Annotated in this window: 26 protein-coding genes; 14 read left to right on the forward strand and 12 right to left on the reverse strand. The window is 57.7% G+C overall.

The genetic code is table 11. The annotated features are described in order from the left end of the window. Positions 1-76: 76 nt before the first annotated feature. Positions 77-640 carry a hypothetical protein gene (locus BBB56_RS16735; RefSeq protein ID WP_123802072.1) on the forward strand — a complete coding sequence of 188 codons (564 nt, stop codon included), beginning with the start codon at positions 77-79 and terminating at the stop codon, positions 638-640. Positions 641-822: 182 nt separating this feature from the next. After that, entirely contained in the window at positions 823-1,311 is a 489-nt protein-coding gene (locus BBB56_RS16740; protein WP_233593052.1) for a P-loop NTPase family protein, read from the forward strand. A 235-nt stretch (positions 1,312-1,546) separates the two neighbouring features. On the opposite strand, the gene pepT is transcribed toward BBB56_RS16740, so the two are convergent. After that, positions 1,547-2,773 carry a peptidase T gene (pepT, locus tag BBB56_RS16745; RefSeq protein ID WP_370661866.1) on the reverse strand — a complete coding sequence of 409 codons (1,227 nt, stop codon included), beginning with the start codon at positions 2,771-2,773 and terminating at the stop codon, positions 1,547-1,549. Positions 2,774-2,893: 120 nt separating this feature from the next. On the opposite strand from pepT, the gene BBB56_RS16750 reads away from it, so the two are divergent. Further along, positions 2,894-4,483 (forward strand): ABC transporter substrate-binding protein, encoded by a 1,590-nt coding sequence (locus BBB56_RS16750; RefSeq protein WP_123802127.1) that lies wholly within the window; start codon positions 2,894-2,896, stop codon positions 4,481-4,483. On the opposite strand, the gene BBB56_RS16755 is transcribed toward BBB56_RS16750, so the two are convergent. Further along, positions 4,484-5,389 (reverse strand): LysR family transcriptional regulator, encoded by a 906-nt coding sequence (locus BBB56_RS16755; protein ID WP_123802075.1) that lies wholly within the window; start codon positions 5,387-5,389, stop codon positions 4,484-4,486. It lies immediately after the preceding gene. Positions 5,390-5,542: 153 nt separating this feature from the next. Here BBB56_RS16755 and BBB56_RS16760 point away from each other — a divergent pair, with 153 nt between their 5' ends. Continuing rightward, a complete protein-coding gene (locus tag BBB56_RS16760; protein WP_123802076.1) occupies positions 5,543-6,964 on the forward strand; it encodes a M20 family metallopeptidase in 1,422 nt (473 codons plus the stop codon). Beyond that, positions 6,961-8,235, forward strand: coding sequence for an MFS transporter (locus BBB56_RS16765; RefSeq protein WP_123802077.1), 1,275 nt, complete (start codon positions 6,961-6,963; stop codon positions 8,233-8,235). The genes BBB56_RS16760 and BBB56_RS16765 overlap by 4 nt, the downstream gene beginning before the upstream one ends. Positions 8,236-8,383: 148 nt before the next feature. Here BBB56_RS16765 and aldA read toward each other — a convergent pair whose 3' ends face one another. Then, positions 8,384-9,823 carry an aldehyde dehydrogenase gene (gene aldA / locus BBB56_RS16770; protein WP_123802078.1) on the reverse strand — a complete coding sequence of 480 codons (1,440 nt, stop codon included), beginning with the start codon at positions 9,821-9,823 and terminating at the stop codon, positions 8,384-8,386. 241 nt (positions 9,824-10,064) lie between these two features. Here aldA and BBB56_RS16775 point away from each other — a divergent pair, with 241 nt between their 5' ends. Next, complete coding sequence (locus BBB56_RS16775) at positions 10,065-10,331, forward strand: DksA/TraR family C4-type zinc finger protein (protein ID WP_123802079.1); 267 nt, start codon at positions 10,065-10,067, stop codon at positions 10,329-10,331. Position 10,332: 1 nt separating this feature from the next. Here the strand turns inward: BBB56_RS16775 and BBB56_RS23450 are convergent, their stop codons facing one another. Continuing rightward, positions 10,333-10,431 carry a YoaK family small membrane protein gene (locus BBB56_RS23450; protein ID WP_148085445.1) on the reverse strand — a complete coding sequence of 33 codons (99 nt, stop codon included), beginning with the start codon at positions 10,429-10,431 and terminating at the stop codon, positions 10,333-10,335. Positions 10,432-10,452: 21 nt separating this feature from the next. Beyond that, complete coding sequence (locus tag BBB56_RS16780) at positions 10,453-10,776, reverse strand: hypothetical protein (protein WP_123802080.1); 324 nt, start codon at positions 10,774-10,776, stop codon at positions 10,453-10,455. A 358-nt stretch (positions 10,777-11,134) separates the two neighbouring features. Between BBB56_RS16780 and rhaT the strand changes: the two genes are divergently transcribed. Then, the gene (gene rhaT, locus BBB56_RS16785; protein ID WP_123802081.1) at positions 11,135-12,169 is read left to right on the forward strand and encodes an L-rhamnose/proton symporter RhaT; all 1,035 of its coding nucleotides are present in this window, start codon (positions 11,135-11,137) and stop codon (positions 12,167-12,169) included. Positions 12,170-12,421: 252 nt separating this feature from the next. On the opposite strand, the gene rhaR is transcribed toward rhaT, so the two are convergent. Both rhaR and rhaS read right to left on the reverse strand, forming a co-directional pair. Further along, positions 12,422-13,294, reverse strand: coding sequence for an HTH-type transcriptional activator RhaR (gene rhaR / locus BBB56_RS16790; protein WP_123802082.1), 873 nt, complete (start codon positions 13,292-13,294; stop codon positions 12,422-12,424). A 12-nt stretch (positions 13,295-13,306) separates the two neighbouring features. After that, entirely contained in the window at positions 13,307-14,128 is an 822-nt protein-coding gene (gene rhaS / locus BBB56_RS16795; protein WP_123802083.1) for an HTH-type transcriptional activator RhaS, read from the reverse strand. 290 nt (positions 14,129-14,418) lie between these two features. On the opposite strand from rhaS, the gene rhaB reads away from it, so the two are divergent. From rhaB to rhaM, 4 genes are read left to right on the forward strand one after another with little or no spacing between them, the layout of a single operon-like run. Then, entirely contained in the window at positions 14,419-15,900 is a 1,482-nt protein-coding gene (gene rhaB, locus BBB56_RS16800) for a rhamnulokinase (protein WP_123802084.1), read from the forward strand. Beyond that, on the forward strand, positions 15,884-17,140 hold the full coding sequence (locus tag BBB56_RS16805; protein WP_123802085.1) for an L-rhamnose isomerase: 1,257 nt from the start codon (positions 15,884-15,886) through the stop codon (positions 17,138-17,140). Before rhaB ends, BBB56_RS16805 begins: the two co-directional genes overlap by 17 nt. A gap of 9 nt (positions 17,141-17,149) precedes the next feature. After that, positions 17,150-17,992, forward strand: a complete 843-nt coding sequence (rhaD, locus tag BBB56_RS16810; RefSeq protein WP_123802086.1) for a rhamnulose-1-phosphate aldolase — start codon at positions 17,150-17,152, stop codon at positions 17,990-17,992. Then, positions 17,982-18,296 carry an L-rhamnose mutarotase gene (gene rhaM / locus BBB56_RS16815; protein WP_123802087.1) on the forward strand — a complete coding sequence of 105 codons (315 nt, stop codon included), beginning with the start codon at positions 17,982-17,984 and terminating at the stop codon, positions 18,294-18,296. Before rhaD ends, rhaM begins: the two co-directional genes overlap by 11 nt. Positions 18,297-18,346: 50 nt before the next feature. Here rhaM and BBB56_RS16820 read toward each other — a convergent pair whose 3' ends face one another. Continuing rightward, a complete protein-coding gene (locus BBB56_RS16820; RefSeq protein ID WP_123802088.1) occupies positions 18,347-19,003 on the reverse strand; it encodes a TetR/AcrR family transcriptional regulator in 657 nt (218 codons plus the stop codon). Positions 19,004-19,295: 292 nt separating this feature from the next. Between BBB56_RS16820 and bhsA the strand changes: the two genes are divergently transcribed. After that, complete coding sequence (bhsA, locus tag BBB56_RS16825; RefSeq protein ID WP_123802089.1) at positions 19,296-19,553, forward strand: multiple stress resistance protein BhsA; 258 nt, start codon at positions 19,296-19,298, stop codon at positions 19,551-19,553. Positions 19,554-19,581: 28 nt separating this feature from the next. Continuing rightward, complete coding sequence (locus BBB56_RS16830; protein WP_123802090.1) at positions 19,582-19,839, forward strand: hypothetical protein; 258 nt, start codon at positions 19,582-19,584, stop codon at positions 19,837-19,839. 39 nt (positions 19,840-19,878) lie between these two features. Here BBB56_RS16830 and BBB56_RS16835 read toward each other — a convergent pair whose 3' ends face one another. The 4 genes from BBB56_RS16835 to ynfM form a co-directional block, all read right to left on the reverse strand. Next, positions 19,879-21,063: a sugar transporter gene (locus BBB56_RS16835; RefSeq protein ID WP_123802091.1), complete on the reverse strand. Its 1,185-nt coding sequence runs from the start codon at positions 21,061-21,063 to the stop codon at positions 19,879-19,881. A gap of 180 nt (positions 21,064-21,243) precedes the next feature. Further along, on the reverse strand, positions 21,244-21,780 hold the full coding sequence (gene cybB, locus BBB56_RS16840) for a cytochrome b561 (RefSeq protein ID WP_123802092.1): 537 nt from the start codon (positions 21,778-21,780) through the stop codon (positions 21,244-21,246). Between the two features lie 110 nt (positions 21,781-21,890). Next, positions 21,891-22,142: a hypothetical protein gene (locus BBB56_RS16845; protein WP_123802093.1), complete on the reverse strand. Its 252-nt coding sequence runs from the start codon at positions 22,140-22,142 to the stop codon at positions 21,891-21,893. Between the two features lie 163 nt (positions 22,143-22,305). Then, on the reverse strand, positions 22,306-23,562 hold the full coding sequence (ynfM, locus tag BBB56_RS16850; protein ID WP_123802094.1) for a multidrug efflux MFS transporter YnfM/SxtP(Kp): 1,257 nt from the start codon (positions 23,560-23,562) through the stop codon (positions 22,306-22,308). A gap of 92 nt (positions 23,563-23,654) precedes the next feature. Here ynfM and BBB56_RS16855 point away from each other — a divergent pair, with 92 nt between their 5' ends. After that, the gene (locus tag BBB56_RS16855; RefSeq protein ID WP_123802095.1) at positions 23,655-24,551 is read left to right on the forward strand and encodes a LysR family transcriptional regulator; all 897 of its coding nucleotides are present in this window, start codon (positions 23,655-23,657) and stop codon (positions 24,549-24,551) included. The last annotated feature ends 97 nt before the right edge of the window (positions 24,552-24,648 follow it).

Here is a 24,648-nt window from a genome sequence, read left to right on the forward strand (position 1 = left end):
GCCGTCTGACCCGCAAAATTAAATAACTGAACGAGATTGCCGATAACAGCGCCGTCATTTTCATGGAGATTCCGACATGCTGTTATCTGCTAAAATCGCCATGCCCCTCGCGGCGGCGTCAGCGCTGATGCTATCAGGCTGCTCTACTGTGCTTCCTCTTGACTACAAAAATTATACCGGCCCGAATGCCGCCACTCTGGTTGTGCAACATAAAAAAGGCGAGGGCGGGCTGTTTTATCTGGCCTTCTATGAAAAGAAGGGCGAATGTTACGACAGGATAGAGCGCTATGAGCTGAACTTCAGCGCCTCTGCCACTAAAGGAAGCGTTATTTCATATCAGATCGCGCCAGGCAAATTCGTCGTCGTCGAGCAAAGTCACGGTATCGGTAACTTCGCCAAAATAGAGGGTAAATTTGTCTATCACAGCGCGGGCTACAGCGAAACGCAGTGGATCCCGTTTATTACGCAACCGGGCAAACGCTATTTTGTCGCGCGGGACTATGGCGTGCGCGTTATTCCCGCGAACTACAGTATTACCCCCGATACCAACCCGGCGAAGGTATTCAGGGATTTCCCCCAGCAGCAGGAGCCAAACTGGAATGCTAATCAGCGCTGCCCGCATCTGCTGTATGATAATTAATTGTTCCGGGCATGACCTCAGGCTTTTCGCCGGTAAGTTGCGGAGAGAGCGGCGCGCTTTGGGTCAGTGAGTCTGATCGATGAGTTACTATGCCGCCGCCGTCAACGGATGCCTGAAGTTATGGGCGCGCAACAGGCCGTGCGCCGCAACATTTTTTATCTGGAATGGGGCAGGAAAGTCTTGTGCAGCGTCTTTTGATTATGGGAAATAGCGGGTCGGGTAAAAGCTGGCTGGCGGCCCGACTATCCGCACGGTTACACCTGTCTGTCACTGACTTAGATGCGCTCAACTGGGAGTCTGGCGGCTACAGCCGCGCCCGGCCTAAAGCTGAGGTGCTCTGCGACGTTCATCAGATAGCGCATCAGGAGCGCTGGATTATGGAGGGCGTCTATGGCTGGATTGCGGAAAGCGTGGCGTTATACGCGACACGGGTTATCTGGCTGACGCCGGATAGCGCAGAGTGCGTTGAAAATATCAGAGCCAGAGGGATCAGAAATCAGGGTTCCGCTGAGGATTTTGCCGCGCTGCTGGAATGGGCTGCGTTATATGACAAACGAACCGGATCGAGCAGCTATCAGGGACACTTTGCCGTGTTTTCTCAACTTAGCCCCGACCGCCGGATTCGGCTGAACAGCCGCGAGGAAACAGACCGCTTTCTTGCTCTGCTCTGAAAAAAACGCGCTGAAGGATTGCGCTGATCTTTATGCTCTTAGCGTTTTTCGGACCCGGCAAAAAGTGGCGTGACACCGCGTCAGGCCGGTTTCATAAACCAGACAGGTGACTGAGCGCCGGTTTCAGCGGATTGATGCGCTGCTTGTTACGCAACGCGCATAGCGAAAGCTACCCTTGTCCTTACCGGCCAGCAAAGGCGAGGGCGCGGCGTCACTCTCAGCGCGCCCTCCGCCGTTAAGGTTTCGCCGCCAGCAGACACAGCCTCTCAGCCACCTGATAGGACTTCACAAAAGAGGTCACGGGCAGAAACTCAAAGTGCGAGTGGAAATTATGCGCGCCGGTAAAAAAGTTGGGCGTCAGCAATCCTTTCGCCGACAGCGCCGCGCCGTCTGTGCCTCCGCGCATAGGGATGACCTTCGGCTCGATGTCCAGCTCTTGCAGCGCGGTAAAGATCAGATCGATAGCCCGCCGGTCTTCGCCCAGGGCGTTGCTGATATTGCTGTAAATATCGCTGATGCCGATCGTGACGTCGCCCGTGGGGTAGCGCCGGGCTATCTCCGCCGCCGCCTGGCGCAGCTGCGCCTTGCGCGCCTCAAGCTGCGTCCGATCGAAGTCGCGAATCGAGGCTTTCAGCGTGGCCTGGCTCGCTCCCGCCTGCATTTCGTTAAACCAGATATAACCTTCGCGCCCTTCGGTATGCTCCGGCGTCTCCAGCCGATCGAACAGGCTGATAAAGTCGTGCGCCATCAGCAGCGGGTTAACCAGCACGCCTTTCGCCGACATTGGATGGGCCGGTACGCCGGTGAAGGTGATCTCCGCCGACGCGCCGTTAAAGTTCTCATACACCACTTCGCCCAGCTCGCAGCAGTCAATGGTCCAGGCGAAATCGACGTTGAAGCGCGTTTCCAGATCCAGCGCTTTTGCGCCGCGCAGCCCGATCTCTTCGTCAGGCACAAAGGCCACCACGATGTCGCCATGATCGCCCTGCAAATTCTCCATCAGCGTCATCACCACCGTTACCGCCGCTTTGTTATCTGCGCCCAGCACGCTGGTGCCGTCGCTGAAAATAATCTCCTGACCGAGATAGGGCGCGATTTCCGGATGCTCGTCCCGGCGTAGCCAGATATTTTCCTGCGCGTTCAGTAACAGATCCTCTCCCTGCCAGGTAAGAATCTGTGGATGAATATCTGGCGACAACCCGACGTCAACGGTATCGATATGGGTGATAAAGCCGATACGCGGCGCATCCGGACGCGTGCCGCGCTTTACGGCGGTCACCGTGGCGAAATCATCGATCACCACCTCGTCGAGACCCAGCGCAGTCAGCTCCTGCGCCAGCAGCTGTGCCATCGCGTGCTGCTCCGGCGTGCTGGGAAGCGTGGTGGATGTCGCGTCGCTCTGACTGCTCACCGCCAGATAGCGAAAAAAACGTTGGGTTAACTGAGTTGCAAGGGCTGTCATCACCGATCCTTATTTGTCTGCCAGTGGCAGGATTCGTTATGTTAAAAACGTGGTATCCATAAAGCCTCTGGATCATTTAGGGAATCTGATCAACGGAAGTCAATAAAAAGTGAGGAAATGATGAAAGTGAAGATAGCGATGCTGGCGTTGCTGTCCGCCACCCTGGCGCACGGCGTCAGCGCGAAAACGCTGGTTTACTGCGCGGAAGGGTCGCCGGAGAACTTTAATCCGCAGCTCTACACCTCAGGCACCAGCGTGGACGCCAGCGCGGTGCCGGTTTTTAACCGGCTGGTGGATTTCAAGTACGGCACCACCGAACTGGTGCCGAGCCTGGCGGAAAGCTGGGAGATCAGCCCGGACGGTAAAACCTACACCTTCCATCTGCGGAAAAACGTTCAGTTCCAGAGTAATAAAGCCTTCCGGCCCAGCCGCAATTTTAATGCTGACGACGTTATTTTTTCTTTTATGCGGCAGATGGATGAAAAAAATCCCTATCACAACGTCTCTGGCGGCACCTATGCCAACTTCGACAGCCTTGAGCTGGCGACGCTGATTAAAAGCATCGACCGCGTCGATGACTATACGGTGCGCATTAACCTGAACCATGCCGAGTCGCCGTTTCTTGCCGACCTCGGCTGGTATTTCGCGTCGATTCACTCCGCCGAATACGCCGACCAGATGTTAAAAGCGGGCACGCCGGAAAAAGTCGATATGGACCCGATCGGCACCGGTCCGTTCCAGCTGGTGCAGTACCAGAAAGATTCCCGCATTCTCTATAAGGCCTTTCCGCACTACTGGGCAGGCAAGGCGAAGCTGGACCGCATCGTATTCAGTATCACCCCGGACGCCTCGGTGCGGCTGGCGAAGCTGGAGAAGGGAGAGTGCCAGGTGATGCCATTCCCCAATCCCGCCGACCTGGAAAAGATGCGCAGCAACAAAGAGATTAACCTGCTGCAAAAAGCCGGTCTGAATACGGGGTTCCTCGCCTTTAACACCACCAGAGCGCCGATGGATAAAGTGCAGGTGCGGCAGGCGCTGGCGATGGCGATCAACAAGCCTGCGATTATCGACGCCATTTTCAAAGGCACCGGCACCGTGGCGAAAAACATTCTTCCGCCGGGCGTCTGGAGTGAGAATAAAGACCTGAAGGATTATGACTACGACCCGGAAAAAGCCAGAGCGCTGCTGCAACAGGCGGGCGTTAAACCGGGCACGGAAATATCGCTGTGGGCGATGCCGGTCTCCCGTCCCTATAACCCCAACGCGCGTCGCATGGCAGAGATGATTCAGGCAGACTGGGCAAAAGTGGGCATCAAAGCCACTATTGTCACCTATGAGTGGGGAGAGTACCTGAAGCGGGTGCGCAGCGGCGAGCATCAGGCGGCGCTGATGGGCTGGACCACCGCCACCGGCGACCCGGATAACTTCTTTGGTCCGCTCTATAGCTGTAAATCAACCCAGGGCGGCTCAAACTCCTCGAAATGGTGCTACCAGCCGTTTGAAAAGCTAATCGTCGAGGCCCGCGCCGAACCGGATCAGGGTAAACGAACCGCGCTCTATCTTCAGGCGCAGCAGATTATGCATGACCAGATGCCTGCGGTAATGATTGCGCATTCGACCATTTTTGAGCCGGTGCGCAAAGAGGTCAGCGGCTACGACATCGACCCGTTTGGCAAGCACATCTTCTATCCGGTCGATATTAAACCCTAGTTATGCCAGCTGAGCGGCGATCTGGTTCAGACGCTGCTGTAAAAACAGGAGGAAAGGCGACAGCGCCGCGTTGCGCTGTCGTCCTGACACGCGCTGTAGCTGAAGCGTGCGCTGACTGAGCTGATCGACGCCGGTGTCACGCAGCACCAGATCCTGGTGCGATGCGTTGAGCAGCGTAAAGGCGCTGCTGATAGTGATGGCATTCGGGGTATTGAGCAAAAACTGATAAAGCGTGGCGAAGTAGTCGCAGGTCAGCACCGGCTCAATCACGCAGCCGCGCATCTGACAGGCGAGGTCAAACAGCTGACGCACCGTGGTGCTCTGTTCCGGCAGCGCGACCGGATAGTGGCTGAGCGCCTCCAGCGTGACCGGCTGCCGGGCCAGCGGATGATCTTTATGCATAGCCAGCAGAACCGGCGCGGGCCAGGAGCCGATGACTTCAACGCCGCGCTCTGGGTGCAGGCTGAACTGCAACGCCACATCGCACTCGCCGGCGCGAACCCGCGCCGCCACCGCCTCTGCTCCCTCGACCTTCACCGCGAAAAAGATAGCCGGATTAGCGGCGCGAAATTCCGCCAGCAGCCCCGGTAGCAGGCTGAACGCCATGCCATCGGTGCAGGCGATACGGATCAGCGTGCGGCGAATGGCCTTCAGCCCTTTGATTTCCGCCAGCGCATAGTCCATATCCAGCAGCGTTTGCCGCACCTGTCGGGCAAGGATTTCGCCCGCCTCATTCAATACCATGCCGCGTGCGTGACGCCTGAAAAGCGGCGTGCCTGCCTGGTCTTCCAGTCGCTGGATCTGGCGGCTGATGGCCGAAACCGCCACAAACAGCTGCTTGCTGGCGGCGCTCAGCGAGCCGCAGTCAGCGACAGCAAGAAAGTAGCGGAGTTCACTGCTCAGCATAGTGGGACCTCTGCACCGCCTCGGTGCGTGCTTCTTTTTCGGGCATTCTAGCCTTGCTTTTAAGGCAAGGCTATATCGATAAATTGATAATTGTGGCAACGCCTCTGTTTTGGCAAAGATAGCCTGACGACATAAAAACAAGACAGGGCAAACATGACAGAACAACAGGCTATTCAGCAGGCGATGCGCTATTTCGACAGCGGGGAATTTCAACAGCTTCTGGCGCGTCGCGTGGCGTGCGTGACCGAAAGTCAGCGCGCGGATCGCGACAGCGAACTGCATCACTATCTGCATCAGGAGATTGGCCCGCAGCTGGCGGCGCTTGGTTTTACGCTGCGCTTTATCGACAACCCGACGGTGGGCAATCCCCCGTTTCTGCTCGCGACGCGAATTGAAGAAGCGAGTCTGCCGACGCTGCTGGTCTACGGGCACGGCGATGTGGTGTTCGGCGATGATGAAAACTGGCGCGAGGGACTGAATCCGTGGCGGCTGACGGAGGAGGGCGATCGCTGGTACGGGCGCGGCAGCGCGGATAATAAAGGGCAGCACTGCGTCAATCTCGCTGCGCTGGAGCAGGTCTACCATGCGCGCGGCGGCCGCCTCGGCTTTAACTGCAAAATTCTGTTTGAGATGGGGGAAGAGATTAGCTCGCCCGGTCTGGCCGAGCTGTGTCGGCAGCAGCAGGAGCTGCTGCGCGCCGACCTCTTTATCGCCTCTGACGGACCACGCGTCAGCGCGCCGCGCCCGACGCTGTTCCTCGGCTCGCGCGGCGCCGCTAATTTTCGCCTGACCATCAATGCGCGCGACAATGCCTACCATTCAGGCAACTGGGGCGGACTGTTAAGCAACCCCGGCACGCAGCTGGCGAGCGCGATTGCCTGCCTGGTCAGTGCGCACGGCGTGTTACAGGTTGAGGCGTTAAAGCCTGACTCCCTGAGCGCGGCGGTGCGCGCCATCCTCAGCGACATCGAAGTCGGCGGGATGCCGGGCGATCCTGAACTGGCGGCCCACTGGGGCGAACCTGGCCTGACGGCGGCTGAGCGTCTTTATGGCTGGAATACGCTGGAGGTGCTGGCGTTTGAGACCGGCAATCCGGCGCGGCCAATGAACGCCATTCCCGGCAAGGCGACCGCCGTCTGTCAGCTGCGCTTTGTGGTCGGCACCGACTGGGAAAATCTGGTGGCGCATGTGGAGGCGCATCTGCGCGCGCATGGATTCGATAGCGTACAGGTGGATTTCCTGCGCGGATCGCCCGCGACGCGTCTCGATCCGCAAAGCCCGCTGGTGAGCTGGGCGCTGGAGAGCCTGGCCGTCAGCAGCGGAAAAAAACCGGCGCTGCTGCCAAACCTGGGCGGATCGCTGCCAAATGAGGTATTTTCTGACATTCTCGGCCTGCCGACTTTGTGGGTGCCGCACTCCTATCCCGCCTGCGGTCAGCACGGCGTCAACGAGCATATGCTGAAGTCGGTTGCGCGCGAAGGGTTGCAGATTATGACGCGGCTATTCTGGCAGCTGGGTGAAGAGGGAGAGGCGCTGATGGCGCGTCAGCACGCCTGTCAGGGAGCGCGCCCATGAGCAGCCTGACGCAAGCGGTACCCCAGGTTCAGGCGCGGCCTGATCTGCACAAGACCCTGTTCGCCACCTGCATCGGCAACGCGCTGGAGTGGTTTGATATTGCGGTATACGGCTTTTTCGCCAGCTACATTGCCCACGCCTTTTTCCCCACCAGCGATGCGTCGGTATCGCTGCTGCTGACCTTCGGCAGCTTCGGCGTCTCTTTTCTGATTCGTCCGCTGGGGGCCGTGGTGCTGGGCAACTATGCCGATCGCCACGGACGGAAAAAGGCGCTGCTGCTCTCTCTCAATCTGATGATGCTGGGCGGCGCGATAATCACCTTTATGCCGGAATATGGCTCTGTCGGGCTGGCCGCGCCGCTGCTGATTATGCTGGCGCGTCTGATCCAGGGATTCTCAGCAGGCGGAGAGTTTGGCAGCTCCACGGCCTTTCTGGTCGAACATTTTCCTGAGCGCAAAGCCTTTATCGCCAGCTGGCAGTTTGCCACGCAGGGCGCAAGCACGCTGATGGCCTCCGCCTTTGGGCTGGGACTGACGCAGATACTCAGCGAACCGCAGATTCAGTCCTGGGGCTGGCGTATCCCTTTTGCCTTTGGCCTGCTGATTGGCCCGCTGGGCATCTATATTCGTCGCCACATCCATGAACCCGCCAGCTTTACGCAGCAGGAGAAAGTGGCGGCGCCGCTGAAACAGCTGTTTGGCCGTCAGAAAGAGCTGATGCTGCTGGCGATTGGCCTGATGGTGGTCTCGACGGCGGTGAACTACATGCTGAACTATGTGCCGACCTGGGCCACCAAAACGCTGCATCTGCCGGGAACGGTCGCGTTCAGCGCGACGCTGCTGGCCGGGGTAATCCTGACGGTGGTGACGCCGCTGATGGGGTTATGGGCCGAGCGCGTAGGACGGGTGCCGCTGATGTGGGGATCGCTGCTGCTGCTGCTGGTGACCATCTATCCGGCCTTCCGGTATGTGGTGGATCATACCTCGCCGCTGATGCTGATGCTGCTGGTGGGCTGGATGGCGCTGCTGAAATCGATCTATTTCTCGACGGTGCCCTCGGTTATGGCGGATCTTTTCCCGGTGGGAACGCGCGCCAGCGGGATGGCTATTAGCTATAACGTAGCGGTCACGGTGTTCGGCGGCTTTGCCCCGCTTATCTGCACGCTGCTGATTAACGCCACCGGCACCAGCCTTGCGCCGGGTTACTATCTGATGGCGGTATCGCTGTTGAGCGCCGCCGCGTTGCTGCGAAGCCGTTCGCGCGTAGCGTAAAAAAGCGCCCGTCAGGGCGCTTCTGAATAAGGCTAAGATACCGCCGCGGGTAGCGCGGGTAAGCGACAAAGGAAGGGCTTGCCGTTGCTGACCGCGTACCCGCTTTTCGCCCATTTTCTCACCTGAGCGCGAGAAGGGCGCTGCGGCATTACAGCGAGAACTGAAGATAGGCGACGTGCGTCTGCAAAAACTCTTCCAGCCCGTGACGCCCGTCGGCACCGCCGATTCCCGACTTGCGCCAGCCTGCATGAAAACCCTGCATGGCCTCAAAGTTCTCGCGGTTAACATAGGTCTCGCCAAACTTCAGCTTACGCAGCGCGACCATTGTGGTATTCAGATTCTGGGTGAAAATCGATGAGGTCAGGCCATATTCGCAGTCGTTGGCCAGCGCAATGGCTTCATCCAGCGTTTTAAAGGTCATCACCGGCAGTACAGGCCCAAAGATCTCTTCGCGCATGATCTCCATATCCTGGCGCACGTTGGTGATGATGGTCGGTTCAAAAAAGTAGCCTTTGTCGCCCGCGCGTCGGCCGCCGACAACCACCTTGCCGCCAGCCGCTACCGCGTCCGCGACTTTTTTCTCCACGCGAGCCAGCGCGGCGGCGCTGATCAGCGGTCCCATATCAATGTCGCGCTGCTCGGCGGGATCGCCAAACTTCACCGCAGAGAACGCAGCGGTTAGCGCGGTCATAAAGCGGTCATAGATGCCTTCCTGCACGTAGACGCGCTCTGCGCAGTTGCACACCTGTCCGGTATTAATCACGCGCGAACTGACAATGGCTTTGACCGCTAGCGCCACATCGGCATCGTCCATCACGATAGCAGGGGCTTTGCCGCCCAGCTCCAGCGAAACCTTAGTTACGTTTTTAGCGGCGGCCTGCATGGTGGCGACGCCTGCGCCAACGCTTCCGGTCAGGCTCACCAGACCCACTTTCGGGTTCGCGGCCAGCTCCTGACCGATCTCCGGGCCGTAGCCATAGACAATATTGATAACGCCCTGCGGCAGGCCGACCTGATGCACGATGTCAGCGAAAATCCCGGCGTTCAGGGGCGTCAGCTCGCTCGGCTTGATGACGATGGTATTGCCGGTAACCAGCGCCGGCGCGGCTTTGCGCGCGATCAGGAAGAAAGGGAAGTTCCACGGCAAAATGCCGGTAGTGACGCCGATAGCCTTTTTAAACACAAAGATATTTTCGTCCGGCCGGTCGCTGTTAACGATTTCGCCTTCATAGCGGCGCGCCCATTCGGCCATGTACTCCAGATAGTCGGCCGTGAACAGCACTTCGGTTTGCGCCAGCCCCTGGGTTTTACCGCCTTCGGCGACAATGGTCGCCGTCAGTTCCGGTTCGCGCTCGCGGACAGCCGCCGCCAGTTTGCGCAGCCAGCCACCGCGCTCAACGGCCGGTAAGGCTTCCCATCCAGGCTGAGCCGCTTCGGCCGCGTCGATGGCCCGGCCGGCTTCCTGAGCGCAGCCCTCAGGAATACGCGCCAGCAGCGCTTCGGTCGCCGGATTCGTCACCTCAATCCATTTGTCGCTCTGGTGCGCAACGAACTCGCCGTTAATGTAGTGTTTTAGTTCTGTTGTCATCTACCGAATCTCCGATGTCTGGTACGTTAATAAAATGTTTCATAAACAAAGCGTGAAACAAAACGACCGGTAACACCTTAGTCTTGTTGCCATGTGTGAGCCGAGGCTGGCAACAGAACAGAGATTAAGAGGACAACGACGGCAAAACGGTTGCCTCTCCAGTACACAGCCCTCATATCTCCTCTGTGTTGCGTAAAACGCAATTTGGGCCAACACTTTCAGAAGGCACGAGGAGGATGTTATGGCAAGCGGATGGGCGTCAGACGGCGCGGTTCAGGAACAGATCGAAAGCACGGTAAATGATGAGATCGCCCGCGTGCGCGGCACGATGAGCAAAGGCGAAAGCGCGGAGTTTTGTGACGAATGCGGCGAGCCTATTCCACAGGCGCGGCGCGAAGCCGTGCCCGGCGTGCGTTACTGTCTGGCGTGCCAGCAGGCGCACGATAAAGAGATGAAAGCCAGTTCGCTCTATAACCGACGCGGCAGTAAAGACAGCCAGCTGCGCTAGCTCAGGACCCTGGCATGGCGAGTCCGCTGCCGATAAACCATGCCAGAAAGCCGACTCCAGCCACAATAATGGCGATCGGAAACGCGATTCCCCACCTCATAAACACCTCATTGTTATTGTCTCAGGCAACCTGCATCACGGCGCGGTGCGTCTTTAGCATGCTAAACAGTTGAAACTGACTGGCGTCGCTAACGTCGCGCATCACTTCGCCTTTTTTATAGGTAATGGTGTGCACCTGTCCCAGCTGACGCCACACCACCATCGCCGAGGCAATCAGCGCGCAATTTTCTTCCGCCTGCTGACACTCCAGCGTCGCATACTGCGCGTCATCCAGGCCATTAATAAAAATCTTTAGCGCGCTGGCAGGCAGAATGGCGCGAAGATCGTCCAGCATCGCGCGGCTTACCTGACGCGTTAAGAACAGCGTTAACCATTTGGCCGTCATCTCGATCCCTGCCTTTGATGATTTTCTCCGTTTTATACGGCGTTAGCGTCCATTAGTGAAGCGATCTTTGTTTCTTTGCCAGCGCGGTGAAAAAAGCGGCAGCCAAATGAAAAATGTGCTGCGCGACACGGCATTTAATAAAAAAACTGAGAATAATAAGTCACTTAAAAGGATTTTTATGCTGTCGGTCCGACAAAGTGGAAATTGTGATCCGCACCGGGATTAACGGGCGAATATTGCCATTTTGCCGTGATAACCGGCAGCCATCCAAAGGCTGGGGCGTTCAGGCGCGCCGTAGACTGCCTGCTAATCAGGAACCGGGTTTCCTGTAGGCCTCAACCTTATGTAAGGAATAACAATGAACAGTGCCATCATCGCAGGTATCTTCTGGCATCTCGTCGGTGCTGCCAGTGCGGCGTGTTTCTACGCGCCTTTTAAACAGGTGAAAAAGTGGTCATGGGAAACAATGTGGTCGGTGGGCGGCTTTATGTCGTGGCTAATCTTGCCCTGGGCGGTAAGTGCGGCGCTGCTGCCGAACTTCTGGGCCTATTACAGTAGTTTTAGCTTCTCGCAGCTGTTGCCAGTGTTTCTGTTTGGCGCGATGTGGGGCATAGGTAATATCAATTATGGTCTGACCATGCGCTATCTCGGCATGTCGATGGGCATTGGCATCGCCATCGGCATTACGCTGGTGGTCGGCACGCTGATGACGCCACTGATTCAGGGCCGTTTCGGCGAACTCTTCGCCTCGACCGGCGGCCGCTTAACCCTGCTCGGCGTCGTCGTTGCGCTGGCGGGCGTCGCCATTGTCTCACGTGCCGGTTTGCTGAAAGAGCGGGCGTTGGGGATCAACGCGGAGGATTTCAATCTCAAGAAAGGGCTGGTGCTGGCGGTGCTGTGCGGCATTTTCTCCGCCGGGATGTCGTTCGCTATGGACGCGGCGAAGCCGATGCATGAAGCGGCGGCCGGACTGGGTATCGATCCGCTCTACGTCGCGTTGCCAAGCTATGTGGTGATTATGGGCGGCGGCGCGCTGGTCAACCTGGCCTTCTGCTTTATTCGCCTGGCGATTAAGCCGGAGCTGTCGCTGCGCCGCGATTTGTCGGTCGCGAAGCCGCTGCTGATCGCTAATGTGGCCTTTGCCGTTCTGGGCGGCACCATGTGGTATCTGCAATTCTTTTTCTATGCGTGGGGCCACGCTAAGATCCCGCCGCAGTATGACTACGTCAGCTGGATGCTGCATATGAGCCTCTATGTGCTGTGCGGCGGCCTGGTTGGCCTGCTGATGAAAGAGTGGAAGTCGGCGGGACGCCGTCCGGTCAGCGTGCTGTCTATTGGCTGCGTGGTGATTATTATCGCGGCCAATATCGTTGGACTGGGGCTGGCGGCGTAACGGCAGTCTGCGCCAGACGTCTGTCAGGCGCAGAGCCTTTAAGCGCGTCGCGTAATCTGCGTTACCACCCTGGATGCGCGCTGGCGCAGCAGAGCACGCATCTCGGTAATCAGCGCGCCTCAGGGATGAGGGGCGTTTGTCGCGCAAGGCAAACGATCTAAGCAGAATAAACCCAGGCTGAAGCTGCCAGCGAGCGGGCTGGCGTCGTTGTCATAGCAGGGCGGCAAAGCCAGGGCTTGCGCCGCCTTTGCTTCAGGAAGGCGTGCTGTCCTGTGACGCGCTTCCCGTTCGCTGCGGCTCAAAACGCTGCCGCCATGCGCTGGGCGTCAGGCCGGTATCGCGCGTAAACACCACCGAAAAATAGTTACTGTCATCGAAGCCGCAGCGTGCCGCCACCTCGCTGATCAGGCAATCCTGGGTACGCAGCAGATGTTTCGCCTGACAGAGCTGGAGCTGACGCAGGTAGTGGCCGACCGTCATGCCGGTTTGCTGGCGAAAAAGCTGTTTCAGCGCGCGTTCGTTCAGCGCATTTTGCTGGCAAAACATCGAGAGATCGAAGGGGCGCGCCAGCGCGCCCTGTAGCGCGGACATCAGCAGATCGAGCTGCTCGCCTTCAGGCAGCGCCCAGGGGCGATCCGCGGCATAGCCGTGACGCCGCAAAATCAACGCCAGCTGCAAAAACAGCGCTTCGGAAAGCTGTATAGAGAGCGAGTCGCTCTTGCGGCTCTCCCGCTCCAGCTGGCTGATTACGCCGCGCGCCAGCGCCATGCCGCGGGTGGTGAGCCGCCAGCAGGCCGGGGCGTCCTCCCCCTGAGGCGGCAGCAGCTGCGACCAGTTCAGGCTAAGCCCAAAGCGATCGCGGCAGTAAAGAATATTGTCGAGCACCAAATCGTTAACGCTATCATAGCTGTGGCAATCCTGGTCACGAACGTAAAAGACGTCGCCGCAGGTGATCAGCCAGGGACGATCGTTGAGGATATGCAGCCCGTTCCCGCGCCAGACAATAACGATTTCGCTGAACTCATGCCGGTGCGCCGGAAAAGAGGGCTGAGGCATCCTTTCGGCCACCGTGATCGGCAGGTTTGGGGCGGGAAAATAATCTTCCCGACGCAGTATCAGCGACATCAATAGCTCCTTTTACATCATCTGCTGGCGCTCCGCTCGCGGGGCGCAGCCAAATTCACGGCGAAACAGGGTAGAAAAATGGTTACTGTCGCCGAAGCCGCACTGAAAGGCGATGTCGGTGATGCGCAAATCGCTGTGGCGCAGCAGGTGACGCGCCTGCAACAGCCGCAGACGATTCAGATAACGCTGCGGCGTGCTGCCCGTTTGTTGCTTCATCTGGCGATGCAGCGTGCGCAGCGACAGCGAAAAGCGGTCGGCCAGCGCTTCCCACATAATCTCTTCGCTGTAGTGTTCGTTAAGCCAGTCGAGCAGGCGGTGCAGGCGGGCTTCCTGATCCTGCGCCTGTTCATTGCGGCAGGCTTCGCGCAATAACACCAGCAGCTGCAAAAACAGCTGTTCCTGTCGCGCCTGTTTCTCCAGCGACCAGCTCTCATCCTGACGCATCTTCGCCACCACATCCAGCGCCTGGGTCATAGCTTTATTATTGATGCGCCAGTGCGACGCATAATTTCCCGCTTCCTCATTCGGCAGCAGCGCCTGTAGGCCTGAGAGAAAGCGAAACGCGGCAGGGCTGCGATAAAGTACATTGGTCAGGCAAAGGTTGTCTGTCTGTTCATACAGATGGCGATCGTGATCGCGCACAAAACAGACGCAGCCCGCGCACAGGGTTTGCGGCTGGCCGTTAAAGACATGAATGCCGGAACCCTGTTCGACCAGCACGATTTCGTGAAAATCGTGGTGATGCTCAGGAAACGCCTGCTGCGGCACGCGGGGTTCGATAGCGATAGCATAATCCCCCTCAGGGAAAAAATCGGCGCTGTGTAGGATCGTCATGGTGGCCTCTATCGTTTAACAAAGCGTCATTGAGTCTATTCCAGCGCCCGCGCGGCTGACCTTGATTTTTAGACAGCGAAACGCATGAATTTTGCTTTTTATTCAAGATATTCCTGCCAGATAAAAGAATTGCGGCAGCGCTCACATCCGCTGCCCTTGCGCCTCTGTGATCTCCCTCACGAACTTCTTTGTAAACCTGCCAGCGGCATAGCCGTGCTGGCAGTAAGGGGAAGGTGGGCGACGCGTAACGTTTTTACTCTGGGCGCATCACATCACAGGAAGAACGGGCCATGAGTAAGCGAAATATCGTTGCGGTTGATTTGGGCGCATCCAGCGGACGCGTGATGCTCGCCCAGTGGGACGGCGCCTCTCAACGGATCGATCTGCGCGAGGTGCGGCGTTTCGCCAGCCATCGCGAACGTCGCGCAGGGTATGACTGCTGGGATCTTGACCATCTGGAACGCGAGATTCGCGCCGGGCTGGCGCAGCTGGATGCAGAAAATATCGTGCCGGACAGTATCGGTATCGACACCTGGGGCGTGGATATGGTGTTGCTGGACAGCGCGGGCAACCGGGTCGGCGAAGCGGTAAGCTACCGCGACAAACGCACCCACGGTCTGATGGAGCAGGCGCTACGGGAGCTGGGCAAACAGACGATTTATGCCCGCACCGGCATTCAGTTTCTGCCGTTTAATACGCTTTATCAGTTCCGCGCGCTGAGTCAGCAACAGCCGGACTGGAAAGCGCGCGTCGCCCACGCCCTGATGATCCCCGACTATTTGCACTATCGCCTGACCGGCAAGCTGAACTGGGAATACACCAACGCCACCACCACGCAGCTGCTGAATATTGAGAGCGGAGAGTGGGACAGCGAACTGCTCAAGTGGGCAGGCGCGTCGCCATCCTGGTTCGGTAAGCCGACGTCGCCGGGCAATCAGATTGGCTGCTGGGAGAATGCCAGCGGCGCTCAGGTTCCGGTCATTGCCGTCACCACCCACGACACCGCCAGCGCCGTGCTTGCCACCCCCCTTACGCAGGATAACGCGGCCTACCTTAGCTCCGGCACCTGGTCGCTGATGGGCTTTGAAAGCCTGCTGCCTTACACCTCCGCCGACGCGCTTCGGGCCAATATCACCAATGAAGGCGGCGCCGAGGGCTATCGCGTGCTGAAAAATATTATGGGGCTATGGCTGCTGCAACGTATCTGCGCAGAGCTACAGATCGACGATCTGCGCGCGCTGATCGCGGAGACGGAAAAAGAGCCGGCCTGCCGTGCGCTGATCAATCCGAACGATGCGCGCTTTATCAATCCGGACAGCATGGTCAACGAAATCCAGAACGCCTGCGCCGAGCAGAACATGGCGGTGCCGCAATCGGCCGCCGCGCTGGCGCGCTGCATCTTCGATAGCCTGGCGCTGCTCTATCGCGAGGTGATCGATGAGCTTGCGGCGCTGCGCGGTAGCGCATTTCACCAGCTGCACGTGGTAGGCGGCGGCAGCCAGAACCAGTTTCTTAATCAGCTTTGCGCCGATGCCTGCCAAATCCCGGTGCTGGCTGGACCGATCGAAGCCTCTACGCTGGGCAATGTCGGCTGTCAGCTGATTGCGCTAGGAGAGCTGACCGACGTGGCGGATTTCCGCCGCTGCGTCGAAAACAATTTCCCGCTGAAAAAATTTGAACCGATGAATAACAGCGCCTACCGTGCCTGTCAGGCACGTTTTGCCGCGCTGAGTCAACCTGCTAAGGAACTCGCATATGACCAAGCTAATTGAGCAAGCCTTCGAACTGGCTAAACAACGTTATGCCGAAACCGGCGTGGATGTCGAACAGGCGATAGCGCGGCTGGATAGCGTCCCGGTTTCGATGCACTGCTGGCAGGGCGATGACGTGCGCGGATTCGAAAATCCGCAGGGCGCGCTGACCGGCGGCATTCAGGCCACCGGCAACTATCCGGGTAAAGCGCGCAACGCCACGGAACTGCGCGCCGATCTGGAAAAGGCCATGTCGCTGATCCCAGGACCGAAGCGCCTGAATCTGCACGCTATCTACCTTGAAAGCGATACGCCGGTCGATCGCGACGCCATTGAACCGAAACACTTCGCCAACTGGGTCGAGTGGGCGAAGCAGCATAAGCTGGGGCTGGATTTTAATCCCAGCTGCTTTTCCCATCCGCTGAGCGCTGACGGTTTTACGCTGTCGCATGCCGACAAAGCCATTCGTCAGTTCTGGATCGATCATTGTAAAGCGAGTCGTCGCGTCTCGGCTTACTTTGGCGAGCAGCTGGGCACGCCCTCTGTGATGAATATCTGGGTGCCGGACGGCATGAAAGACATCACCGTAGACCGTCTTGCCCCGCGCCAGCGCCTGCTCAGCGCGCTGGACGAGGTTATCGCCGAGAAGCTGAATCCGCAGCATCATATCGATGCGGTAGAGAGCAAGCTGTTCGGTATTGGCGCGGAGAGTTTTACCGTCGGCTCCAACGAATTTTTTATGGGTTACGCCAGCAGCCGCCAGACCGCTCTGACGCTGGATGCCGGCCACTTCCATCCTACCGAAGTGATCTCCGACAAAATTTCCACCGCGATGCTCTATGTGCCGCGGCTGCTGCTGCACGTCAGCCGTCCGGTACGCTGGGACAGCGATCATGTGGTGCTGCTTGATGATGAAACCCAGGCGATTGCCAGCGAGATCGTCCGTCACCAGCTGTTCGACAAGGTTCATATCGGACTCGACTTCTTTGATGCCTCGATTAATCGCATCGCCGCCTGGGTTATCGGCACGCGCAACACCAAAAAGGCGCTGCTGCGCGCGCTGCTGGAACCTACCGATCGCCTGCGCCAGGCCGAAGCGGCAGGGGACTACACCGCGCGGCTGGCGCTGCTGGAAGAGCAAAAATCACTGCCATGGCAGGCGGTATGGGAAGCCTGGTGCCTGCGCCACGACGTGCCCGCCGACGCCAGCTGGTTAAGCGATGTCCGTCATTATGAACAACAAATTCTGAATCAACGTTAAGGGTTCACTATGCAAAGCATTCTTTCTTCCTGGTTTGTGCAGGGAATGGTTAAAGCCACCAGCGATATGTGGCTGAAGGGCTGGGACGAGCGTAACGGCGGCAACGTCACGCTGCGTTTGCTGGAGGAGGAGGTGAAACCTTTCGCCAGCGATTTTTACGCCGAGCCGCGCTGCGTTGAAATGACGAAACCAGCGCCTGAACTGGCGAACTGCTGGTTCCTGGTCACCGGCTCCGGCAAATTTTTCCGCAATGTGCAGCTCGATCCCGCGGATTGCCTGGCGCTGCTGAAGGTCGATGAGAAAGGGTTGTCCTATAAAATTCACTGGGGCCTGAGCAACGGGGGATTGCCGACCTCGGAACTGGCGGCGCATTTCCAGTCGCACAGCGTGCGCAAAGTCGCCACCAACGGCGCCGATCGCGTCATTATGCACTGCCATGCCACCAACTTTATGGCGCTGAGCTATGTGGTGGAGCTGGATTCGGCGCGCTTTACCCGTCTGTTATGGGAAGGCAGCACCGAATGCCTGGTGGTGTTCCCGGACGGCGTAGGCATTCTGCCGTGGATGGTGCCGGGCACCGATGAAATCGGCCAGGCGACCGCCGATAAGATGGCCTCGCACAGCATTGTGATGTGGCCGTTCCACGGCATCTTCGGGGCTGGTCCGACGCTGGATGAAACCTTCGGCCTGATCGATACCGCAGAGAAGTCGTCAGAAGTGATTGTTAAGGTGCTGTCGATGGGCGGCATACGTCAGAGTATTACCACTGAACAACTGGTCGCGCTCGGCAAACGCTTTAACGTTATGCCCTGGCAGGCCGCACTTGACGCAGGACCAGCCAATGCTTCGTAAAGCCTTTGTGATGCAGGTGAACGCCGGTTGCCATAGCGAGTATGAACGTCGCCATTCACCCATCTGGCCGGAGCTGGCGGAAACGCTTAAGGCGCACGGCGCGCATAACTACGCGATCTGGCTGGATGCCGAGCGTAATTTGCTGTTTGCCAGCGTAGAGATTGAGTCGGAAGAGCGGTGGAACGCCGTGGCGCAAACGGAGGTGTGCCAGCGCTGGTGGGCATCCATGAAGGATTTGATGCCGAGCAACCTGGACAACAGCCCGGTCAGCCAGCCGCTAAAACCGGTATTTTTTCTCGAATAACGGCTGTCGCGCACAGGGCGGGTTTTCCCCGCCCTGTATTTCTTCGCGCATTAAAATATCTGTTTCTTCTGGCACTGACCGGTTAAAACGGGCCACATCGCCATCAGGGTATCAACGATGTTATCCAGATCGGCCTGCGGCGCACCTTCGCGCGCGCGGACTGACATCCCCTGAAGCAGACAGGCCAGATAGCGAGCCAGAGAGGTAATATCGGTCTGTGCCGCTATATCGCCGCGCTGCTGACGAGCCGTCAGAAAATCCATCAGGGTTTGCTGCTGCGCATCGTGCTGCTGACGCAGCATACGCGCGATCTCGCCCGATGAAGAGGAAAGCGCGGTCGAGGTGCAGATAAAAAAGCAGCCTGACGGCGTCTCACAGTCGGTAAAACAGGCTGCCGTGGCGCGAAACCAACCTTCAATCGCTTCGGCGACCGATTTACTCTCATCCTGTAGCGCGGCATTACGGTAGGCGCTAAAGCGTTCGATATAGCGCTCCATCGCTGCGCGAAACAGTCCTTCCTTATTAACAAACTCGGCATAGAGCGTCGGCGCCTTGGCGCCGGTTGCGGCGACGAGATCGGAGAGGGAGGTGCCTTCATATCCGTGAGTCCAGAACAATGTCAGCGCTTTATCCAGCGCAGCATCGCGGTCAAAAGTTTTAGGCCGACCGCGACATTTTTTCAGGGCCTCATCAGCATACTGGCTCATAAATCCTCACATCAAAAAAACATGCTATTAAATTACCGATCATTATAAAAATATGCAAGCCAGCCCGCGCGTCCTTTTCGCAAGGTTATCATTTTGTGCCTTGCGGCCTGCTTTTCACCCTAATGGTTAAGTTGAAAAGGGCGCTGAAGCCCATAATCACGCCACTTCAGCAATAAAATAACGATCGATAAAAAAACATTGACGCAGGGTCATCCCATGCTCTACCATTAATTTAACGATCGTTAATTAATTTAACGACCCCTTTTAAAACCCGAATATGAGAGCCGAAATCATGAAAACCATCAAACTGACCCTGGCCGCTGTAGCCCTGAGCACCCTGACTTTTGGCGCATTCGCCGCCGACCAGGTCAACAGCGATCCCCTGCATCAGACGCCGGTTGGCACCATTTCAGCGCAGGGTGGTTCTAACCTGGATTCACTGGAAGCGCAGCTCAACGCGAAAGCGGATGCCGCAGGCGCGAAATCTTTTCGCATCACTTCTACTTCAGGTCAGAACAACCTGCACGGCACGGCAGTGATTTATCAGTAATCGCGTCGCGGCAGTTAAGGAGGAGAGGATGAAAAGCGTAAAATATGCCGTACTGGCGGCGCTGATCGGCACGTTTTCACTGGTCGGCGCGGTGGCACAAACCACCGGGATAGCGCCTGACTATGCAGGCAGCAGCCGCGCAGTTAACGTGAGCGGCAGCAGCAATTTTATTTCGCTGGAGCAGCAGCTGTCGGGAAAGCAGGACGCGCTTCGCGTAAAGCCTTTACGCATCACTTCGACCTCTGGGACCAGCAGGCTGTCTGGCACCGCCGCGAACCCTGATTAACGAAAAGGGCTTCAGAGTATGAACTCTGAAGCCCTTTTTTTATCCGTTGCTGCGCAGCTGCGGATATTTGCGAAAACTGTACAGACACCAGAACAGAGCGACCAGCCCCAGCAGCGCTCCCGTATTACCCACGTCGGCCATGCTCATATGGCGGCTAACCTGATTGCCCAGCAGCGCGCCCGCGCCAATGCCGATGTTATAAATGCCCGACATCAGCGACATCGCCACATCGGTGGCGTCTGGAGCCAGCGACAGCACGCGCACCTGCATCGCCAGACCAATCATCATCATCGCCATACCCCACAGAATACAGAGCGTCGAAATGGCGACGGGACGCAGCGCTGCAAAAATCAGCAGCCCCATACACAGGGTAATGGCCGCGATGGCGGCAATCAGCAGCGCCGACGGAAATTTATTGCCCAGCGAACTGAACAGAACGCTGCCCAGGATACCGGCGGAACCAAACAGCAGCAGCAGCAGCGTTGTGAAATTTTCATCTGCGTTAGCCACCAGCTGCATAAAGGGTTCGATATAGCTGTAAGCGGTGTAGTGCGCGGTGACGACCAGCGTGACCAGCAGATACATGCTCACCAGCGCCGGACGGCGAAACAGCATGGGGACGCTGCTCAGGGAGCCGGTATGCTCGCTGGGCAGGCGCGGCAGAATGCGCGCCAGCAGCACCATTAGCACGAGAGCGGACAGCCCAATCATGCCAAAGGTAGTGCGCCAGCCCAGATACTGCCCCACCACGCGGCCAATCGGCACACCCAGCACCATGGCCAGCGCGGTGCCCGTTGCCAGCATACTTAGCGCCTGCGTCTTTTTCCCGGCAGGGGCAACGCGAATGGCCAGCGACGCGGTGATTGACCAGAAGACGGCGTGCGCCAGCGCAATGCCGATACGCGACAGCACCAGCGAGTCGAAACTCCATGCAAATGTCGACAGCACATGGCTGGCGATAAACACCAGAAACAGCACCGACAGCAGAATGCGTCGCTCAACGTTGCGCGTCAGCAGCATCAGCGGCAGCGACAGCAGCGCCACGACCCAGGCATAAATGGTGAGCATAATACCCACGTCGGCGCTTTTCATATTGAAGCTGGCGCCAATGTCAGACAGCAGGCCGACCGGAACAAACTCAGTGGTGTTAAAAACAAACGCGGCGATGGCCAGCAGCACCACGCGTAGCCAGGCCGTTTTACGGGATACAGTAGTTGATTGCATGAAAGTAAAATTAGTCAGAACAACAATAAACGGATGCCGCACAGGCATCCACGAAAGTGACTTGCGTCACAAATTATTGACTATTGTGGAGGAATTGCACGCTCAGGGGAACGCTGAAACAGGGTTTTATTTCTGAAAAATAGTTATCGCCCGCTGGCCGGGCGATAAACCGGAAGAGGATCAGCCGAATTTGCCGGGCATCATGCGCTTAAGCGTGGAGTCCTTGAGAAAATAGTGATGGAACAGCGCAGCGGCGGCATGCACGCCCACTAGCCAGTAGCCCATCGGCGCCAGGGTTTCATGCCAGTCTATGAGCGTGTCAGAAAGATCGAAGTTCGGCTCGCTCGCCACGGGCATCGGAATACCAAACAGCCACCAGTCGCGCCCGCGCAGATAGCGCGAGGTCAGGCCCAGAACAGGCAGGGTGATAAACAGGGCATAAATCAGCGTGTGCACCAGATGAGCAAGACCGGTCTGCCAGCGCGCTATGGGCGGAGTAATCGCCGGGCTTGGGTGGCGCGTGCGTAGAAACAGGCGCGCCACCATCAGCAACAGCACGCAAAAGCCCGCGCTAAAATGCGTAACGATCATGGCATAGCCCTGCCAGGAGCCGCGCTGGGCAAAGCCACGCAGCTCAATGGTGGCGTAAGCCAGCGCAACCAACAGAAAGGTCATCCAGTGTAGGGCAATTTGTGAAGCGGCATATTTTTCGCGCATAGTCTGCTCATGCAACAGGAAAGAGACCTCTACCATACCTGAAATACATACGAAATTTTAACAAACTGGCGCAACGGCGATCCTCTGCTGGCAGACCAGCATAATCAGAGTCAGGCAGTATGCTTTAGTGCCACGCTATTCTGATTGTTCAGGTTTTTTTTTATCGGCAGTGGACAACAGGATTCGCAGCCCAGCGCGCTGGCATAGTATTTACGCGCCTGAAGGATGGCGGCATTGGCGGTATAAAAAGTGCCAAGGAACATTCTGGCGTCAAGCGGGGGAAGATACTTGCAGCCTGCGGCATGAACGACGTGGTTATCGTTGTAGCCTGAGTGTTTAGAAACGTAGTAGTAATGACCCATGGGGACATCCTCATTGCTGTGAATAAAAATACATTTATTGTTGGAATGGAAGGGATTATAGCGGGGATTGAGGATTTTTTTCGCGCTGGCCCTGATTAGTAAGCAGACTCAGTATATTCAGGCTAAAAAGGACGCAAAAGCGTCCTTTTTTGCGCAATGCGGTTTACAGATTTTTTTGCAGCAGACGCCAGCCAACCAGCAAAGCGAAAACTAACAGCAGAGAAATAAATGTCGTAATTCCTGTCCAGCCGAAACGGTACCAGAACAGGCCACCGAGCGTACCGGCTACGCTGGAACCCACATAATAACTGAAGAGATAAAGCGATGAGGCCTGACCTTTAGCGCGCCGCGCTCGTGAGCCAATCCAGCCGCTGGCAACCGCATGCGCGGCGAAAAAGCCGGCGGTGAACAGCATCATGCCGACAAAAATCAGCCATACCGCGTTAAATGCCGTGATCAGCAGACCTGTCAGCATCAGGGCCGTTGCGCCCAGCAACACCGGGCCGCGTCCCAGCTTCATGGTCAGCGCGCCGGCTTTGGGCGAACTCCACGATCCGGTCAGATAGACCACTGACAGCAGACCCACAATCGTCTGGCTGAGATGATAAGGCGCGTCGAGCAGTCGATAGCCGATGTAGTTGAACAGTGTGACAAAGGCGCCCATCAGCAAAAAGCCTTCGGCGAACAGCAGCGGCAAACCCGCGTCGCGCCAGTGGAGGCGAAAGTTAATCATCAGACTGCGGGGTTTCAGCGAGGCGGGGCGGAAGTGGCGGGAGGCCGGCAATATCCACCAGAACATCAGCGCCGCCGCAAGGGCGCAGCAGCCGATGGCGGCAATGGCGATACGCCAGGAAAACAGGTCTGTCAGCACACCGCTCAGCAAACGGCCGCTCATGCCGCCGATGGAGTTACCGCTGATATACAGCCCCATGGAAAACGCGACCACGCTGGGGTGGATCTCTTCGCTCAGATAGGTCATGCCGACCGCGGCGACGCCGCTTAACGATAACCCCGTCAGCGCACGCATCAGCAATATGCCCTGCCAGCTGTGCATGGTGGCGGAGAGCAGCGTGCAGAATGCGGCCAGCATCAGCGCCGTCACCATAACATTTTTGCGACCGATGGCGTCGGAAAGCGGGCCGGTCACCAGCAGCCCAAGCGCCATCAGGCCGGTGGCGACAGAGAGCGAAATACTGCTTTCCGCGGGGGAGACGCCGAACTGCGCAGACAGCACGGGCAGAATAGGCTGCACGCAGTAGAGCAGAGCGAAGGTAGCGAGACCAGCGGAAAAGAGCGCCAGCGTAACGCGCATAAACTGCGTCGTCCCGCGCTTAATCCATACGGGCGATGACGTCGTGGTTATGGCGGCAGGGTCGGTTATCTCATCATCGAGCGTAACCGCCGGGGAAGAGTGACGCACGGTAATTCCTCATAAAGAACGGAATCTCTACTCTAGGAAAGCGCCAGTAGGTTGTCTAATATATTAATAATCTCAATTGATATGTAATAAATATGAATATTGAACTGCGTCATCTTCGTTATTTTCTGGCGGTGGCCGAAGAGCTGCACTTTGGCCGCGCGGCGCAGAGACTGCATATTTCGCAGCCGCCGCTGAGCCAGCAAATCATGCAGCTGGAACAGGAGATCGAGGCGAAGCTGTTTACCCGCAGTAATCGCAGCGTGCAGCTGACGCCGGCAGGCCGGCAGTTTCTTATCGATGCGCGTGCGATTTTACAGCAGGTCGAACAGGCAGCCGGGCGGGCGGCGCGGCTGCAACGCGGAGAAGAAGGGGAGCTGCGTATAGGTTTTACCTCTTCCGCGCCTTTTACCGGGCTGGTGTCAGACGCGCTCTATCAGTTTCGTCAGCGCTGGCCGCAGGTGCATATTCAGATGCAGGAGATCAACACGCGCCAGCAGCTGGCGCCGCTTCATGAAGGTCAGCTTGATTTGGGCGTTATGCGCAACACGACGCTGCCGCCTGACCTGCGCCATCAGCTGCTGCTGCGTGAACCCCTGCGCGCCGTGGTGCACTGGGCGCATCCGCTGGCGGATGCGGAGACGATTTCCGTCAGCGCGCTGGCCAGCGAACCCTTTATTTTTTTCGATCCGCAGGGCGGGACTGCGCTGCACGGCGAAATTCTCGGCCTGCTGCATCGCTATCATATCAAGCCGCACATCATGCAGGAGGTAGGCGAGGCGATGACCATTCTTGGGCTGGTGGCGACCGGTCTGGGCGTCTCGATTCTGCCTGCCTCCTTTGCCCGCGCGCGTCTGGCTGATGTGGTCTGGTTGCCGCTTCAGGAACAAGACGCACAGTCAGAAGTGTGGCTGGTGTGGTCCGGCGAGCGAGAACCCTCGACGCAAATGCGCAACATGATGCAGTTACTCCAGCCCGCAGCGGATAAATAAGGACCAGACCTTAATCAAAGCCGGGTTTTTTATGTGCTGTAAATCACATTTCAAATCAAATGTTTGACGCTCAGGCGTAATCTGCATCACCATAGTC

Source organism: Candidatus Pantoea deserta (assembly GCF_003813865.1).
Classification (GTDB): Bacteria; Pseudomonadota; Gammaproteobacteria; order Enterobacterales; family Enterobacteriaceae; genus Pantoea; species Pantoea deserta.